The 16,766-nt window shown below is 32.6% G+C and carries 15 protein-coding genes; 13 read left to right on the forward strand and 2 right to left on the reverse strand.

Annotation, left to right across the window (positions count from 1 at the left end; genetic code table 11):
* The first annotated feature begins 108 nt into the window (after window positions 1–108).
* Window positions 109–1,026 (forward strand): ankyrin repeat domain-containing protein, encoded by a 918-nt coding sequence (locus ACUN3A_RS12235; protein WP_445551570.1) that lies wholly within the window; start codon window positions 109–111, stop codon window positions 1,024–1,026.
* Between the two features lie 79 nt (window positions 1,027–1,105).
* Here ACUN3A_RS12235 and yihA read toward each other — a convergent pair whose 3' ends face one another.
* Both yihA and ACUN3A_RS12245 read right to left on the reverse strand, forming a co-directional pair.
* A complete protein-coding gene (gene yihA / locus ACUN3A_RS12240; protein ID WP_445551571.1) occupies window positions 1,106–1,726 on the reverse strand; it encodes a ribosome biogenesis GTP-binding protein YihA/YsxC in 621 nt (206 codons plus the stop codon).
* Between the two features lie 28 nt (window positions 1,727–1,754).
* On the reverse strand, window positions 1,755–2,528 hold the full coding sequence (locus ACUN3A_RS12245) for an alpha/beta fold hydrolase (RefSeq protein ID WP_445551572.1): 774 nt from the start codon (window positions 2,526–2,528) through the stop codon (window positions 1,755–1,757).
* Between the two features lie 375 nt (window positions 2,529–2,903).
* Between ACUN3A_RS12245 and mraZ the strand changes: the two genes are divergently transcribed.
* From mraZ to ftsA, 12 genes are all read left to right on the forward strand, one after another.
* A complete protein-coding gene (mraZ, locus tag ACUN3A_RS12250) occupies window positions 2,904–3,377 on the forward strand; it encodes a division/cell wall cluster transcriptional repressor MraZ (RefSeq protein ID WP_326403332.1) in 474 nt (157 codons plus the stop codon).
* Complete coding sequence (rsmH, locus tag ACUN3A_RS12255) at window positions 3,352–4,260, forward strand: 16S rRNA (cytosine(1402)-N(4))-methyltransferase RsmH (RefSeq protein ID WP_445551573.1); 909 nt, start codon at window positions 3,352–3,354, stop codon at window positions 4,258–4,260. The genes mraZ and rsmH overlap by 26 nt, the downstream gene beginning before the upstream one ends.
* Window positions 4,261–4,266: 6 nt before the next feature.
* Window positions 4,267–4,614 (forward strand): FtsL-like putative cell division protein, encoded by a 348-nt coding sequence (locus tag ACUN3A_RS12260; protein ID WP_445551574.1) that lies wholly within the window; start codon window positions 4,267–4,269, stop codon window positions 4,612–4,614.
* Window positions 4,605–6,608 carry a peptidoglycan D,D-transpeptidase FtsI family protein gene (locus ACUN3A_RS12265; RefSeq protein ID WP_445551575.1) on the forward strand — a complete coding sequence of 668 codons (2,004 nt, stop codon included), beginning with the start codon at window positions 4,605–4,607 and terminating at the stop codon, window positions 6,606–6,608. The genes ACUN3A_RS12260 and ACUN3A_RS12265 overlap by 10 nt, the downstream gene beginning before the upstream one ends.
* On the forward strand, window positions 6,605–8,068 hold the full coding sequence (locus ACUN3A_RS12270) for a UDP-N-acetylmuramoyl-L-alanyl-D-glutamate--2,6-diaminopimelate ligase (protein ID WP_445551576.1): 1,464 nt from the start codon (window positions 6,605–6,607) through the stop codon (window positions 8,066–8,068). Before ACUN3A_RS12265 ends, ACUN3A_RS12270 begins: the two co-directional genes overlap by 4 nt.
* Before the next feature lie 6 nt (window positions 8,069–8,074).
* Window positions 8,075–9,304 carry a phospho-N-acetylmuramoyl-pentapeptide-transferase gene (gene mraY, locus ACUN3A_RS12275; protein WP_445551577.1) on the forward strand — a complete coding sequence of 410 codons (1,230 nt, stop codon included), beginning with the start codon at window positions 8,075–8,077 and terminating at the stop codon, window positions 9,302–9,304.
* A 1-nt stretch (window position 9,305) separates the two neighbouring features.
* Complete coding sequence (gene murD / locus ACUN3A_RS12280) at window positions 9,306–10,637, forward strand: UDP-N-acetylmuramoyl-L-alanine--D-glutamate ligase (protein WP_445551578.1); 1,332 nt, start codon at window positions 9,306–9,308, stop codon at window positions 10,635–10,637.
* Window positions 10,638–10,710: 73 nt separating this feature from the next.
* A complete protein-coding gene (locus ACUN3A_RS12285; RefSeq protein WP_445551579.1) occupies window positions 10,711–12,036 on the forward strand; it encodes an FtsW/RodA/SpoVE family cell cycle protein in 1,326 nt (441 codons plus the stop codon).
* A 74-nt stretch (window positions 12,037–12,110) separates the two neighbouring features.
* A complete protein-coding gene (murG, locus tag ACUN3A_RS12290) occupies window positions 12,111–13,199 on the forward strand; it encodes an undecaprenyldiphospho-muramoylpentapeptide beta-N-acetylglucosaminyltransferase (protein WP_445551580.1) in 1,089 nt (362 codons plus the stop codon).
* Window positions 13,200–13,243: 44 nt separating this feature from the next.
* A complete protein-coding gene (murC, locus tag ACUN3A_RS12295; protein ID WP_445551581.1) occupies window positions 13,244–14,593 on the forward strand; it encodes a UDP-N-acetylmuramate--L-alanine ligase in 1,350 nt (449 codons plus the stop codon).
* Entirely contained in the window at window positions 14,580–15,302 is a 723-nt protein-coding gene (locus ACUN3A_RS12300; RefSeq protein ID WP_445551582.1) for a cell division protein FtsQ/DivIB, read from the forward strand. Before murC ends, ACUN3A_RS12300 begins: the two co-directional genes overlap by 14 nt.
* A gap of 6 nt (window positions 15,303–15,308) precedes the next feature.
* Window positions 15,309–16,700, forward strand: coding sequence for a cell division protein FtsA (gene ftsA / locus ACUN3A_RS12305; protein WP_445551583.1), 1,392 nt, complete (start codon window positions 15,309–15,311; stop codon window positions 16,698–16,700).
* Window positions 16,701–16,766 lie beyond the last annotated feature (66 nt).

Genomic DNA, 16,766 nt, shown 5'->3' on the forward strand with positions numbered 1-16,766 from the left:
TGAAAATCCCAAAGCAATGTAGTAATTGTTTTGGGATTTTTTGTTTCTTTAGCATTAAATTCATTAAAATAATAATGAAAAATAAAATTGTAATTAAATAAAAGATAGATGAAAAGTAAATATTTAGGATTTCTGATGTTAATATTAACAATTGTTTCGTGTACATCAAAAAGCGATAAAGACAAATGGGCAAAAGAAGCGCCAGCAATTAAATATTCTGAAGCAAGAGAGAAAGAAGTTTGGGGGCGAATTTTACGAGCAAATGATCCTGCTCGGTATTATGGGAGTCCCTTGTATGATTTAGCAGAGGCATTGTCGAAAAATCCGGAGGATAACAAAGAAATAACAAAACTCATTGATGCAGTGCCAAAAGAAAGTATTAATTATCAAGAAGGAAAGTCTGGAATGACTATAGGGATGTTTGCGCTTTGGACAGACAATCCAACAGTCATTCTCAAACTTTTGGATAGAGGTCTTAATCCTAACTTAAGAGGTACAGACGGCGACAATCTTATTGTTGAAAGCATCCAATTTATTCAGAATCCAACCAAAAGAGAGATGATTCTTAAATATATAATTAAAAAGGGAGGTGATGTGAATTTTTATTCTAAAAGGTTTCAGACCCCTTTAATGATAGCTTCAATGCATGGTGATTTAGAAAGTGTAAAGATCTTGGTTAAAGCTGGTGCTGATCCAAATTTTTTTGATAAATTAGCATATGGACGTAATTCGGCTTTGAATATAGCTTTAGGAGGTCGTCGCATTTATGTTGTGAATTATCTAATTTTTGAGCAAAAAGTTGATTTTAGAAAATCAAAATACCCAATAGATTCTAAGTTTCATCCAGGTGAATATGTTATATTACATGATCTTAGAAATATGGCCTTTGAGATTAATAGTGAAAAATTTCGGGAAAAAATGAAACTAATAGCTTATTTAAAAACACAAGGTTTAGATTATTCAAAAACAGATATTCCTGATAATATAAAAAATAATCATAATCAAGATTATTTGAGTAAATATTAATTTTTTATAATCAATAATAAAAATCCCAAATCTGAAATTTTAAAAATTCAGTTTTGGGATTTTTTTTAAAGACTATAATTTAAAACTCCGATTGATTCTTAAATACTTCTTGATTTACTTCATCAATGTAATTCAGTAATTCTTCTTTACCTGTAGATTCGGTTGCCGATGTCACAAAGTATTGTGGCATTTCGGCCCAGTTGTTCGCAAACATTTGTTTTTTGTAAGCTGCAATATGAGAATCGATTTTTACTTTGCTAATCTTATCTGCCTTTGTGAAAATAATGCAGAATGGAATTTCACTTTCACCCATATAAGACATGAATTCAATGTCGATTGTTTGCGCTTCATGACGAACGTCAATTAAAACAAAAGCACAAACCAATTGCTCTCTTGTTTCAAAATAATCAGTGATAAATTCCTGAAAAACAGATTTTGTTTTTTTGGAAACTTTAGCATAACCATAACCTGGTAAATCAACTAAAAACCAATTGTTATTGATTAAAAAGTGATTGATAAGTTGTGTTTTTCCAGGTCTTCCAGACGTTTTTGCCAATTTTTTATGATTAGTCAACATATTAATTAATGAAGACTTTCCAACATTGGATCTACCAATAAAAGCATATTCGGGCAAAAAATCCTTTGGACATTTGCTCACATCTGAGTTGCTTATAACGAATTCGGCAGTATTGATTTTCATGTTTTTGAGTATAAAATTCTCTAGTCGATTAGTGTTCAGCTAGGTGAGTGTGAGTAAGCCAGTCTTCTAGATGTTTATTAAATTCTTCCGGCTGTTCCATCATAGCGGCGTGTCCACATTGGTCAATCCAGTATAAAGTCGAATTAGGTAATAATTTATTAAATTCTTCGGCTACATCTGGCGGCGTAACTTTGTCGTTTTTTCCCCAAATAATACAAGTTTGCACATGCATTTTTGGTAAATCTTTGGCCATATTATGACGAATAGCACTTTTGGCAATTGTCAAAGTTTTAATCAGTTTTACGCGATCATTTACGGTTGCATACACTTCGTCTATAAGTTCCGGAGTTGCAATTTTAGGGTCATAAAATACATCTTCGGCTTTTTTCTTGATATATTCATAATCACCTCTTTTTGGATAACTGTCGCCCATGGCACTTTCATATAAGCCTGAACTACCTGTTATCACAAGTCCTGATACTTTTTCTGGGTATAATTTAGTATGATATAACGCGATATGTCCTCCTAATGAATTTCCTAAAAGGATAACTCTGTCTAATTTTTTGAAGGTAATAAAGTTTTTTACATAGATAGCAAAACTCTTTACATTCGTTTTTAATATGTTTTGAGTGTATATAGGTAAATCGGGAATGATAATTTTATACCCTTTATTTGAAAAATAACTGGCTACTGCATCAAAGTTACTTAATCCTCCCATTAAACCATGTAAGATGACAATCGGAATTCCTTCGCCTGCTTCGTAATATCCGTATTTGCCTTCTTTTTTGTAATATTTTTCCATGTTTTAAAATAACAATTTCAATTTGTCACAAATATAGGGTTTAAAAAATTAAAAAGAATTTTAGTAGCTTTTTTTTAACCTTTTATTCTCTGTAGTGAAAACAAATAGTTTTTGCGTAGGTTTTACTATTTTTTTAACGAATAAAGAGGTTTTTATTTAAGCTTTTAAGAGTATACTTTTATAATTGAAAATGCATGCTTTTTAACAAAACAAAAGCTTTCTTACAAATTATCTACTTAAGGGCTAATGTTTTGATAGTCTATAAACTAAGCGTTTTCGGGTAAAAGTGGTTAAACTTATTAACAAAGTGGTATATTGTGGTAAAATGTGGTAATATTTTGTATATTTTTGCTTCATACAATTAATACAATTTACTTGGACACAATTATAGGAACATATGAGTGTAAAGTCGATGCAAAAGGACGGGTTTTATTACCTGCTCCCTTAAAAAAGCAATTGGCTTCCTCGCTTCAAAACGGTTTTGTTTTGAAGCGTTCTGTATTTCAGCCTTGTTTAGAATTGTATCCTATGGAAGAGTGGGATTTGATGATGAAAAAAATCAACAAACTTAACCGTTTTGTAAAAAAGAACAATGACTTTATTCGTCGTTTTACTGCTGGAGTAAAAGTGGTAGAGATAGACGCTTTAGGTAGATTGTTGGTTCCTAAAGACTTAGTGGTCTTTGCTAGTATTGATAAAGATGTGGTTTTTTCTTCTGCAGTTAATATTGTAGAGATTTGGGATAAGGATTTGTATGAGAAATCGATAGATGGGGCAGATGTTGATTTTGCAGATTTAGCCGAAGAAGTAATGGGAAATTTAAATGACGACGACAATGGAATATCATAATCCAGTATTGCTTCATCCAACTGTGGATGGTTTGAATATAAATCCTGATGGGATTTACGTGGATGTTACTTTTGGAGGCGGTGGTCATTCAAAGGAAATTTTGAGCAGGCTAGGACCTAATGGAAAATTGTTTGCTTTTGATCAAGATGAAGATGCTTTAGCAAATGCTTTACCAGACGAAAGATTTACATTAATTAATGAAAATTTTAGATTTATAAAAAGATTTTTACGCTTTTATGGTGTGAAAGAAGTGGATGGCATTTTGGGAGATTTGGGAGTTTCGTCTCATCAATTTGATGTTGCAGAAAGAGGTTTCTCAACCCGTTTTGATGCTGGACTGGATATGAGAATGAGTCAGAAAAATGATTTGAATGCGTATCGAGTGGTTAATGAGTATGATGATGCCAACTTGAGAAGAGTGTTTTTGGATTATGGTGAATTGAAAAATGCTCCAGCTTTGTCAAGAACAATTATAGAAGCTAGAGAACACAGTCCAATCAAAACGACTGATGAATTGAAAGAAGTTTTAGCAAAATATTTACCTGAAAGAGTTCGAAATAAAATATTGGCACAAATCTATCAAGCGATTCGAATTGAAGTGAATCAAGAAATGGATGTTTTAAAAGAATTTTTGGAACAATCATTAGAAATTTTGAAACCAGGAGGAAGATTAAGTGTGATTTCGTATCATTCATTAGAGGATAGATTGGTGAAAAGATTTATAAAAAACGGAATGTTTGAAGGAGAGCCTGAGCGTGATTTTTATGGTAATTTTTCTGTTCCTTTCAATACTGTAGGGAAATTAATAGTTCCAGGTAATGAAGAAATCAAATTAAATAATAGAGCCAGAAGCGCTAAATTGAGAATTGCAGAGAAAAAGTAGTAGAAGATGAAAGGTGGAATTTATAACATATTAAAAGCACAGTTTCTTATTGATGATAACGCTGTTAGGAATTGGCGTTTTATCGTTTTTGTGATTTTTCTTGCTATAATAATGATTGCAAATACCCAACGTTATGAACAAAAAGTGTTTAAGATTGTTGAATTAACAAACAGAGTAAAAGAATTACGTTCTGAATTTGTAGATAGACGTTCAGAGCTGATGAAGCTTAAAATGGAGTCTACGGTTTCGGCTAAAATGGAAGAAAAGCAAATATTTCCATCAACGGTTCCTCCGATAAAAATTGAAGTTGAAGAAAACGAAGAGAAAAATTTCTTAGAAAAATTATGGCAGTAGAAGATAAATATATATCCTACAGAACCTATCTGGTTGCCTTTTTCATCTTTTTGATGGCAATGGCTATTGCTGTTAAGTTAACTAATATCCAATGGGTTGATGGTGATCATTACAGAGAGCTAGCTAAACAAAGAACAGTTAAGAACTTTGTAATACCTGCCAACAAAGGAAATATCTATTCTGCAGATGGAAGTCTTTTAGCTACTTCTATTCCAAATTATGTTATTCGTTTTGATGCGGTAGCTCCGAAAACAGAAACATTTGAAAAAAATATAAAATTATTATCGGATTCGTTGGGTATTGTATTAAATAAGCCAAGTAGTACTATTCAAAATGAACTTAGAAAAGCGAGAGAGCATAAAAACAGGTATTTTTTGATAGCCCAAGGATTGAGTTTTACTCAATACATGAAAATAAAAGGATTTCCATTATTTAATTTGGGGCCTTATAAAGGAGGAATTATCATTGATCAAAAAACAATTCGAGAACATCCAATTGGTCAAATTGCCGAGCGTACTATTGGTTACCAAAGAAATAGGAATGAGGGTTACTCTGATGGTAAAGGAATTGAGTGGGCGTACCGTGAATTTATTAATGGCAAAGACGGTAAAATTTTAAAACAAAAAATAGCTAAAGGGCAATGGAAACCTATTCGTGATGTAAACGAAGTGGAACCTCAAGATGGTTATGATGTAATTTCAACTATTGACGTTTATATTCAGGATATTGCACACCATGCTTTATTGAAACAATTAGAGGAATATGAAGCGGATCATGGTTGTGTTGTAGTTATGGAAACTAAAACCGGGCATATCAAAGCAATTTCAAATTTAGGAAGAGCAAATGATGGGTCTTATTATGAAACTACAAATTATGCATATGCTGAATCTCATGAGCCAGGATCAACTTTTAAATTGGTCGATTTAATTGCAATTCTAGAAGATAAAGTTGCGGACACAAGTACAGTATATGATAGTCATGGAGGAGTAATGACTTATTCTGGGCGTAAAGTGAGGGATTCTCATGAAGGAGGTTATGGTAAAATATCGTTGGCTAGAGGATTTGAACTTTCTTCAAATACAGTAATGGTTCAAGCGGTATATAATAATTATAAAAATGATCCAACAAAATTTGTAAATCATATTAATTCATTTGGATTAAATAAAAAATTAGGATTGGCTTTCAGAGGAGAGGGTAGACCTTTTATACCACAACCAAGTGATAAAAATTGGTCTAATATTTCACTTCCTTGGATGGCGTTTGGATATGGTGTTTCGGTTACGCCATTGCAAACATTGACATTTTATAATGCAGTTGCTAATAATGGGGTTATGGTAAAGCCAATGTTGGTTACTGAGATAAAGGCTTGGGATAAAACTATAAAAAAATACAATACCGAGGTGATGAACCCAAAGATTTGTTCCGATGCAACGTTGCGTAAAGTTCAGGCTGTTTTGGCAAATGTGGTAAAAAAAGGAACTGGATCTAAATTGTATTCTAAGGATTTTTCTATGGCTGGTAAAACAGGTACTGCTCAAATGAATTATGCACATAATGGGGGAATGGATAAACATTATGCTTCTTCATTTGTGGGTTATTTTCCTGTTGATAATCCTAAATATTCTTGTATTGTAGTGGTTCATAAACCTAATACGGCGAACAATAATTATTACGGAGCCGATGTTGCTGGACCAGTTTTCAAAAGAATAGCTCAAAAAATATTTACAGATACGCCTTCTACTAATGTGATTAAGAAATTGGATCGCCCCAATCCCAAACAAGACAATGATTATAATAGCTACTACGTTAAAGCACAAAAAAAACAAAATGTAATTCCAAATGTAAAAGGGATGTCAGGAATGGATGCAGTTGCTTTATTAGGGAATTTGGGTTTAAAAGTTAAAGTTGTAGGAGTGGGGAAAGTAAAAAAACAATCGCTTCAAGCAGGTCAGAATATTGAGAAAAATTCATCAATTCTATTAGAATTATCATGAGTATATTAAAAGATATATTATATAAAGTAGCAATTGAATCTGTAACGGGTTCTACAGAAATAGCTATAAATCAATTGCATTTTGATTCAAGAAAAATTGAAGCAAATGATGTTTTTGTTGCCATTCGAGGTAGCATTTCTGATGGACATGATTTTATTGAAAAAGCAATTGGTCTGGGGGCTACAGTAGTTATTTGTGATACACTTCCAGAAAGTTTGACAAATGGCGTGACTTATGTTTGTGTAAAAGACACAAATTCAGCAATGGCTTTTATGGCTGCAAATTACTATGATAATCCTTCTCAAAAACTAAAATTGGTTGGGATTACAGGTACGAATGGTAAAACTACGATTGCTTCATTGTTATATCAATTGTTTAAAAAAGCTGGTTTCAAAGTTGGATTGTTGTCTACAGTTAAGATTTTGGTTGATGAAGTAGAACACAAAGCAACTCATACAACCCCAGACTCTATTACAATTAATTATTTCCTTAATGAAATGATAGAGGCTGATGTTGAATATTGTTTTATGGAAGTAAGTTCTCATGGAATTCATCAAAAGCGTACTGAAGCATTGCATTTTAGAGGCGGAATATTCACTAATTTATCTCATGATCATTTAGATTACCATCCAACGTTTGCCGAATATAGAGATGTTAAAAAATCTTTTTTTGATCATTTACCTAATACTGCTTTTGCTTTAACAAATAGTGATGATAAAAACGGTCCAGTAATGCTTCAAAATACTGCTGCCCGAAAATTGACATATGCCTTAAAAACGTATGCAGACTATAAGGCGCAAATTTTAGAGAATCAATTGTCTGGTTTGCTGTTGAAAATCAACGGGAATGAAGTTTGGGTAAAATTAATTGGAACTTTTAATGCTTACAATCTTTTAGCAATATACGGAACGGCTGTTGAATTAGGTTTGGAAAGTTTTGAAGTACTTCGATTGATGTCAGAATTGGAAAGCGTTTCTGGGCGTTTTCAATATATCGTTTCTAATTCCAATATAACGGCTATTATAGATTACGCTCATACACCAGACGCACTCGAAAATGTTTTGAATACAATTAATGATGTTCGTACTAAAAATGAACAATTAATAACAGTTGTAGGTTGTGGTGGTAATAGAGATACTGCAAAACGCCCAGTGATGGCCAACATTGCAACAGAATTGAGTGATAAAGTAATCTTAACTTCTGATAATCCTAGAAATGAAGAACCAGAAGCGATTATTCATGAAATGGAAAAAGGAGTGCAAGCTCAAAATTTTAAAAAAATTATGTCAATCACAGATAGGTTTCAAGCAATTAAAACGGCTTGTCAATTGGCACAACCAAACGATATTATATTGATTGCTGGAAAAGGACACGAAACTTATCAGGAAATCAAAGGGGTTCGTCATGATTTTGACGATATGAAAAACGTAAAAGAAATTTTAGATCAATTATTAAAATAGAACAATATGCTATACTACTTATTTCAATATTTAGACAAAGTAATGGATGTTCCTGGGGCAGGAGTTTTTCAATACATTACCTTTAGATCCTCTTTAGCATTATTGTTGTCATTGTTATTGTCGACTATTTATGGAAAGCGTATAATTAGTTTTTTGAGTAGGCAACAAGTGGGCGAAACAGTTCGTGAACTTGGATTAGCTGGACAAAATGAAAAAGCAGGTACACCTACTATGGGAGGTATTATTATCATATTTGCAACTCTGGTTCCTGTATTTCTTTTTTCAAAATTGCATAATATTTATATTGTTTTATTAATCGTTACCACGTTGTGGATGGGGATTATAGGTTTTATTGACGATTATATTAAAATATTCAAAAAAGACAAACAAGGGCTTAAAGGTATTTTTAAAGTTTTTGGTCAGGTTGGTTTAGGAGTAATCGTTGGGTCAGTACTATATTTTAGTCCAGCAGTTACGGTTAGAACGGATACGGGTAAAAGAGATATTTTTAGACCAACTACCGAGACCGTAATTAATCAAGCTTCACTTGAAGAAAAATCTACTGCTACTACAATTCCTTTTTTTAAGAATAACGAATTTGATTATGCCGAAGTATTAGCGTGGACAGGTGATGGTTATGAAAAATGGGCTTGGTTAATTTTTATTCCAGTAGTTGTTTTCATTGTTACTGCAGTTTCAAATGGGGCTAATCTAACCGATGGAATTGACGGTTTGGCCGCAGGAACTTCCGCAGTGTCCGTTTTTGCTCTCATGATTTTTACGTTTGTGTCAGGTAATATTATTTTTTCCAATTATCTGAATATAATGTATATCCCCAATTCTGGAGAAATGACGGTATTTATAGCATCTTTTCTTGGGGCATTAATTGGTTTTCTTTGGTATAACTCTTATCCGGCTTCTGTTTTTATGGGGGATACAGGAAGTTTAACTATCGGAGGTATTATTGCAGTACTAGCTATTGCTGTACGTAAAGAAATGCTTATCCCTTTATTCTGCGGAATCTTTTTGGTTGAAAATTTTTCAGTTGTACTGCAAGTAAGTTTTTTTAAATACACGAAAAAACGTTTTGGTGAAGGACGCAGAATCTTTTTAATGGCACCTCTTCATCATCATTATCAAAAGAAAGGATATCATGAAAGCAAGATAGTCACACGATTTTGGGTAGTTGCAATTATGTTAGCCATATTGTCAATTGTTACATTGAAATTAAGATAATATGAGGCTAGTAATTTTAGGAGGAGGAGAAAGCGGTGTAGGAACAGCGATTCTTGGTAAGAAACAAGGTTATGATGTTTTTGTTTCCGATTTTGGAAAAATAAAAGATAGTTATAAAGAGGTGTTGGTTATAAATGACATCGCTTGGGAAGAGGAAAAGCATACAGAGGAATTGGTTTTGAATGCTGATGTTGTGATGAAGAGTCCAGGTATTCCAGATAAATCACCCATCGTAAAGCAATTAAAAAGTAAAGGGGTTTCTGTAATATCTGAAATTGAATTTGCTTCTTCTTTTACAAAAGCAGTTTCCGTCGGGATTACTGGGAGTAACGGAAAAACGACTACTACGATGTTAACCTACCACGTCTTGAAAGCGGCTGGTTTGAATGTGGGATTAGCAGGAAATGTAGGTAAAAGTTTTGCCTGGCAAGTCGCTGATAATAATTATGACTATTATGTCATTGAGTTGAGCAGTTTTCAGTTGGATGGTATTGTAGATTTTAAGCCGCACATTGCTATAATAACCAATATTAGTCCAGATCATTTGGATCGTTATGATTATAAATATCAAAATTATATTGATTCAAAGTTTCGAATTACAATGAATCAAACCGAGGAAGATTTTCTTATTTATGATGCAAACGATGAAGCCATTATAGAATGGTTGAAAAATAATAAAGTAAAAGCTAAATTAATTCCTTTTTCGTTAACCGATGAATTTAACGAGGGAGCATATATAAAAAACAACACAATGGAAGTTAAGATCAATCACGAAGAATTTGCAATGGATACAGAGTCTATTTCATTAGAAGGAAAACATAATTTAAAAAATGCTATGGCAGCAAGTTCGGTAGCTAATATTTTAAAAATTAGAAAATCTACTATTCGTGAAAGTATGTCCAATTTTCAAGGTGTTGAACATCGTTTGGAAAAAGTACTGAAAATTCAAAATGTGCAGTATATAAATGATTCTAAAGCAACTAATGTGAATTCTGTTTTCTTTGCTTTAGAGAGCATGACTACGCCTACAGTTTGGATTGTAGGAGGGGTTGATAAAGGGAATGATTACCATGAACTAATGTCTCTTGTTCGTGAAAAAGTAAAAGCTATTATTTGTTTAGGATTAGATAATAAAAAAATAATTGATGCTTTTGGTAATGTAGTTGATATTATGATTGAAGTGAATAATATGAACGATGCTGTTAAAATGGCGCAACGTTTATCTGAAAAAGGAGATTCTGTTTTACTATCGCCTGCCTGTGCAAGTTTTGATTTATTTGAAAACTATGAAGATAGAGGGAGACAATTCAAACAAGCAGTTAAAAATCTATAAATTGAAGTTTTAGAAAACAGGTTTCAATTTCTAAATTGAAATTTAATTCTAAAATCTAAAATCTAAATTTGAAATGAAAGAGCTAATTAACAAGTTAAAAGGAGATAAAGGTATTTGGTCATTCGTGGCCTTATTAGCCCTGTTTTCTTTTATGCCTGTTTTTAGTGCTAGTAGTAATTTGGCTTATTTAGGGCATGGTACGGGGAATACATTGGGATATTTGGTAAAACATTTTGCTCATATTTGTATTGGTTTTTTAATCATATATTGGATTCACAATATACCATATCATTATTTTAGAGCAATTTCAAAGGCAGGACTTCCTGTAGTTTGGCTTTTATTAGCATATACTTTGTTTAAAGGAACGGTAATAGGGGGTGCCAATGCGAGCCGATGGATTCAAATTCCTTTTGTGGGATTGTCGTTTCAAACATCAACTTTAGCGGCTATTGTTTTGTTTATCTTTGTAGCTCGTTATTTGTCTAAAACTAGAGAAACACCAATTACTTTCAAGTCCTCTTTGTGGGAACTTTGGACTCCAGTTTTTATCACACTGATGTTTATTTTACCAGCCAATTTCTCTACTACAGCTTTAATTTTTTCGATGGTGCTTATGCTTGTTTTTATTGGAAGATACCCAATGAAATACATATTTTTTATTATAGGTTCTGGAATTGTGTTTTTAGGTTTTTTTGTTTTAATTGGAAAAGCTTTCCCAGATTCTAAATTTTTTAGTAGGGTCGGGACTTGGAGTAGCAGAATTGAAAATTTTACAAGCAATAAAGCAGATGAGGATGATTATCAAATTGAAAAAGCAAAAATTGCTATTGCTTCAGGTCAGATATATGGTTTAGGTCCTGGTAAGAGTGTTCAAAAGAATTTTTTGCCACAATCTTCTTCCGATTTTATTTACGCCATTATTGTTGAGGAATATGGGTTAATCGGAGGATTAGGAGTTTTGGTTTTGTATTTACTTTTATTATTCCGATTTGTAGTTGCCTCACATAAAGCCAATACTCTTTTTGGAAAACTAGTGGTTATAGGGTTAGGGTTTCCAATGATTTTCCAAGCCATGATTAATATGGCAGTTGCGGTTGAATTATTACCAGTAACGGGACAAACCTTGCCTTTGATAAGTAGTGGAGGTAGTTCTATCTGGATGACTTGTTTTGGACTTGGAATTATTTTAAGCGTGACTAAAAAAGAAGAGGAAATCGCTCAAGAAAAATTGGATAAAGAAAAACGAGAAGAAATACTTCAAAAACTCATTGACAGAGAAATGGAAGCAGATCTTGAAGAGGCAGATACAGATTCTAAAAATGTAAATAATAATTTAGATTCAGACGATTATTCTATTACGGATAATTCATCTAACCCAATGAATGCAGTATTGAAATAATTGGGTTTATTAAACAATATAGTAGGGTTCCTTACGATTTAGTATTAAAAGAAGCAACTTAGAATTTTTTCAAAATGGCAAAGCACAAATTTATCTTAAGTGGAGGAGGTACAGGAGGTCATATTTATCCTGCTATAGCAATCGCAAACGAATTGAAATCTCGTTTTCCTGATGCTGAAATTTTGTTTGTTGGTGCCAAAGACAAAATGGAGATGCAAAAAGTGCCTCAAGCAGGTTACAAAATAAAAGGGCTTTGGATTGCTGGTTTGCAAAGAAAATTAACACTTCAAAATGCCATGTTTCCTTTTAAATTAGTAGATAGTTTATGGAAATCCAGAAAAATTATTAAAGAATTCAAACCTGATGTTGTTATAGGAACTGGTGGATTCGCTAGTGGTCCATTATTAAAAATGGCAAATAGCATGAATATTCCAACGGTTATTCAGGAACAAAACTCTTTTCCAGGAATAACAAATAAACTATTGAGCAAAAAAGCAAATAGTATTTGTGTTGCCTATGAAAATTTAGAACGGTTTTTTCCTCAAGAAAAAATAGTCTTAACTGGAAATCCAGTACGTCAAGATTTATTAGATATTCAAGATAAAAGAGAAGAAGCTGTCTCTTATTTTAAATTAGATCCAAGTAAAAAGACATTATTGGTTTTGGGAGGTAGTCTTGGTGCTAGAAAAATAAACCAATTAATAGAAAAAGAATTAGATAAGCTACTTTCTTTAAATGTTCAGGTTATCTGGCAATGTGGGAAGTTTTATTTAGAAGATTATAAAAAATACAATAAAGATAATGTTCAAGTAGTAGCTTTTATCGAAAGAATGGATTTGGTTTATGCTGCAGCAGATGTGGTTATTTCTAGAGCTGGAGCTTCTTCGGTTTCGGAGTTGTGTATTGTTGGGAAACCGGTCATTTTTATTCCATCTCCTAATGTTGCCGAAGATCATCAAACGAAAAATGCTCAAGCTATAGTGAATAAGAAAGGTGCTCTTTTGCTGAAAGAATCCCAATTGGATGAAGACTTTAGTTTGGTTTTTGAGTCTTTAATAAAAGATAAAGGAAAACAAGAGCAATTGTCGGATACTATTAAGCAATTGGCTATGCCTAATGCAACGATTCAAATTGTTGACGAAATCATTAAATTGATTAAATAAAAGAACTATTGAATTGATATTTTGAAAATTAAAAATAATACAAAATGAATTTAAATCAAATACATAACGTCTATTTCATAGGAATTGGAGGTATCGGAATGAGTGCTTTGGCACGTTATTTTAAAGCTATCGGAAAACAAGTTTCGGGCTATGATAAAACGCCTTCTATGCTTACTAGTGAGTTGATTGAAAGTGGAATTGATATTCATTTTGAAGATGATATTAATGCAATTCCAAAAGATTATTATATTGAGAATACACTAGTTATTGTTACTCCTGCCGTTCCAGTTAAACATTCAGAATGGAATTATTTTCTAGAACGTGGATACGAATTAAAAAAGAGAGCCGAAGTTTTAGGAATTATTACCAAAGATACTTTTTGTTTTGCCGTTGCAGGTACGCATGGTAAAACTACAACCTCTAGTATTTTGGGGCATATCTTGTATGAAAGCGGAGCAGATGTAACGGCTTTTATAGGTGGAATTGTTGAAAATTACGATTCTAATTTAATTGGAATAGGTAAAACGGTTACAGTTGTCGAGGCTGATGAATTTGATCGTTCTTTTTTGCATTTGCACCCAAATATTGCTTGTGTTACTTCAATGGATGCTGATCATTTGGATATTTATGGAACGAGTGATGCTATCGAAGCTTCATTCGTTGAATTTGCAAACAAAGTTGAAGATAAGAGCAAGCTTTTTATAACCAATGAATTACCAATTGAAGGTGTAGTTTGCGCGGTTAATGAAGAAGCTGTTTTTGAAGCTTTCAACATTAGAATAGAAAACAGTAGTTATGTTTTTGATGTAAAAACTCCAAACGGAATTATTAAATATCTACGTTTCGGATTACCAGGCAAGCATAATTTGATGAATGCTTTAATGGCATTAGCAATGGCAGTAACATACGGTACTCCGATTGAAGCTATTGCCAAGGCTTTAGATTCTTTCAAAGGTATAAGGAGACGTTTTTCATATCAAATCAAAGAAGAAAAGTTAGTATATATTGATGATTATGCACATCATCCTACCGAAATAAATGCGGTTCATCAAGCAGTTAGTGAATTATATCCAGGTCAAAAAGTATTGGCTATTTTTCAACCACATTTATTTAGTAGAACTAGGGATTTTGCTGATAATTTTGCTAAAAGTTTATCAGCTTTTGATGAAGTCTTTTTGATGGATATTTATCCGGCTCGTGAATTGCCTATGGAAGGGATTACTTCACAATGGCTTATGGATAAAATGACTAATGAACATAAAAAAATAGTAAGTAAAGAAGATTTAATTGCCGAAATTTTAGCTAATGACGCCACTGTAATTGTAACAATCGGAGCTGGCGATTTAGGAGAAATGGTTCCGTCGATAAAAAATGCATTGTATGAAAGTCTTTAATTGGAATAATATAAGATTATTATTAATGTTTTGTTTGGTTATTTTTCTTTTTTCTTTTACTTCTAAAAGAAATTCCAAAAGAAAATTGACTAAGGTTTCGGTTGTTTTTGTAGGCGATAACTCTCTTTTTTTGAAAACAGAAACGGTTAATAAATTGTTGATAGAAAATAATTCGAACCCCTCAACCATTAAAAAAGATAGGGTAGATTTGAATAAATTGGAGCAAGTGTTAAATGCTCAAGAAATGATTGAGAAAGCAGATGTGTATGTGAGTATTGACGGTGTTCTAAAAGCAGTTGTGAAACAAAAGATGCCAATTGCAAGGGTTTTTAATGATGAGGGTTCTTTCTATATTGATAGCGAGGGAAATACTATGCCTTTATCGGCTAATTTTACAGCTAGAGTTCCTCTTGTTTCTGGGGATATAAACAAGAAAAATAACAAAGATTTATTCAGATTATTTAAAATAATTTATGATGATGCTTTTTTGCGAAAAAATATCATTGGTATACAAATTATGCCTAATGGTAGCTTATTAATGCAGAATAGAAATTATAATTATCAAATTGATTTCGGTGGTTTGATAAACATCGAACGAAAATTTAAAAACTATAAAGCTTTTTTTCAAAGAGTAAGTTTGGATAGTACATTGTATAAATATAAAAAAATAGATCTCAGGTTTACGGAACAAGTGGTTTGCACAAAATAATAGAAAATGGAAAAAGAGAACATTGCAGTAGGTCTAGATATTGGGACAACGAAAATTGTAGCCATGATAGGCAAAAAGAATGAGTATGGAAAACTTGAAATTTTAGGTGTTGGTAAATCTAAAAGTTTAGGTGTTGCAAGAGGTGTCGTAAATAATATTACGCAAACTATTCAATCGATTCAGCAAGCAATTCTTGAAGCAGAAAATAATTCAGGTTATAAAATTAAAGATGTTGTTGTTGGAATTGCAGGGCAACACATCAGAAGTATTCAGCATAGTGATTACATCAGTAGGAGTAATCCAGAAGAGGTAATAGGTGGAAGTGATATTGATTTATTAATCAACCAAGTTCATAAATTGGCCATGTTGCCAGGGGAAGAAATTATTCATGTATTGCCACAAGAATTTAAAATCGATGGGCAATCGGATGTAAAAGAACCTATCGGAATGTATGGTGGAAGACTAGAAAGTAGTTTTCACGTGGTTGTTGGACAAGCATCGTCTATTAGAAATGTTGGGAGATGTATTCAAAGTTCTGGCATTGAGTTGTCAGGTTTAACATTAGAACCTTTAGCATCTTCAGATGCAGTTTTAAGTCAAGAAGAAAAAGAAGCAGGTGTTGCGCTTATCGATATAGGTGGAGGAACAACTGATTTGGCAATTTTTAAAGATGGAATAATTAGACATACGGCTGTAATTCCTTTTGGAGGAAATGTGATCACAGATGACATCAAAGAAGGTTGTTCTATTATAGAAAAACAAGCTGAATTATTAAAAGTTAAATTTGGTTCTGCCTGGCCAGGAGAAAATAAAGACAATGAGATTGTTTCTATCCCAGGTTTAAGAGGTAGAGAGCCTAAAGAGATTTCGTTAAAAAATCTTTCTAAAATAATAAATGCAAGAGTCGTTGAAATCATTGAACAAGTTTTTACAGAAGTAAGAGCTTATGGACATGAGGATCCTCGTAAAAAATTGATTGCAGGTATTGTTCTTACAGGTGGTGGTGCTCAATTAAAACACATCAAACAATTAGTAGAGTACATCACGGGAATGGATACTAGAATTGGTTATCCAAACGAGCATTTAGCAGGGAATTCAGATGAAGAGATTTCTAGTCCGTTATATGCAACTGCGGTTGGTTTAGTGATGAATAGTATCGAAAACAAAACCCAAAGTGCAGTAAGAATGCAAGTAAGTGTTGCGCCTGAAAAAGTAACTTATTATAGGGAGCCAGTTGTAGAACAAAAAATAGAAATACAAGAAGAGGTATATGTAGAACCTGAAAGAGTCCTTCATGTAGCACCTGTAAAAGAAGAGTCTACAGAAAATAAAATTAGAAGATCTTTTTTTGATAAATATGTAGATAAGATCAAAGATTTTTTAGACAACGCAGAATAAGTAAATAGCAATAAATAAAAATTATCAGAATTCCTTTTTGCCCCAAGCCTAGAGTAGTGAAAGATA

It is taken from the genome of Flavobacterium sp. WC2509 (assembly GCF_052683105.1).

Excerpts from the sequence above, each read along its gene's own strand:
- ACUN3A_RS12300 (WP_445551582.1), top strand. The coding sequence starts at position 14,580 with ATGAAAGTCTTTAATTGGAATAATATAAGATTATTATTAATGTTTTGT.
- ACUN3A_RS12270 (WP_445551576.1), top strand. The coding sequence starts at position 6,605 with ATGAGTATATTAAAAGATATATTATATAAAGTAGCAATTGAATCTGTA.
- murG (WP_445551580.1), top strand. The coding sequence starts at position 12,111 with ATGGCAAAGCACAAATTTATCTTAAGTGGAGGAGGTACAGGAGGTCAT.
- ACUN3A_RS12235 (WP_445551570.1), top strand. The coding sequence starts at position 109 with ATGAAAAGTAAATATTTAGGATTTCTGATGTTAATATTAACAATTGTT.
- ACUN3A_RS12260 (WP_445551574.1), top strand. The coding sequence starts at position 4,267 with ATGAAAGGTGGAATTTATAACATATTAAAAGCACAGTTTCTTATTGAT.
- ACUN3A_RS12245 (WP_445551572.1), bottom strand. The coding sequence starts at position 2,528 with ATGGAAAAATATTACAAAAAAGAAGGCAAATACGGATATTACGAAGCA.
- ACUN3A_RS12265 (WP_445551575.1), top strand. The coding sequence starts at position 4,605 with ATGGCAGTAGAAGATAAATATATATCCTACAGAACCTATCTGGTTGCC.
- yihA (WP_445551571.1), bottom strand. The coding sequence starts at position 1,726 with ATGAAAATCAATACTGCCGAATTCGTTATAAGCAACTCAGATGTGAGC.
- mraY (WP_445551577.1), top strand. The coding sequence starts at position 8,075 with ATGCTATACTACTTATTTCAATATTTAGACAAAGTAATGGATGTTCCT.
- murD (WP_445551578.1), top strand. The coding sequence starts at position 9,306 with ATGAGGCTAGTAATTTTAGGAGGAGGAGAAAGCGGTGTAGGAACAGCG.
- murC (WP_445551581.1), top strand. The coding sequence starts at position 13,244 with ATGAATTTAAATCAAATACATAACGTCTATTTCATAGGAATTGGAGGT.
- ACUN3A_RS12285 (WP_445551579.1), top strand. The coding sequence starts at position 10,711 with ATGAAAGAGCTAATTAACAAGTTAAAAGGAGATAAAGGTATTTGGTCA.
- ftsA (WP_445551583.1), top strand. The coding sequence starts at position 15,309 with ATGGAAAAAGAGAACATTGCAGTAGGTCTAGATATTGGGACAACGAAA.
- rsmH (WP_445551573.1), top strand. The coding sequence starts at position 3,352 with ATGACGACGACAATGGAATATCATAATCCAGTATTGCTTCATCCAACT.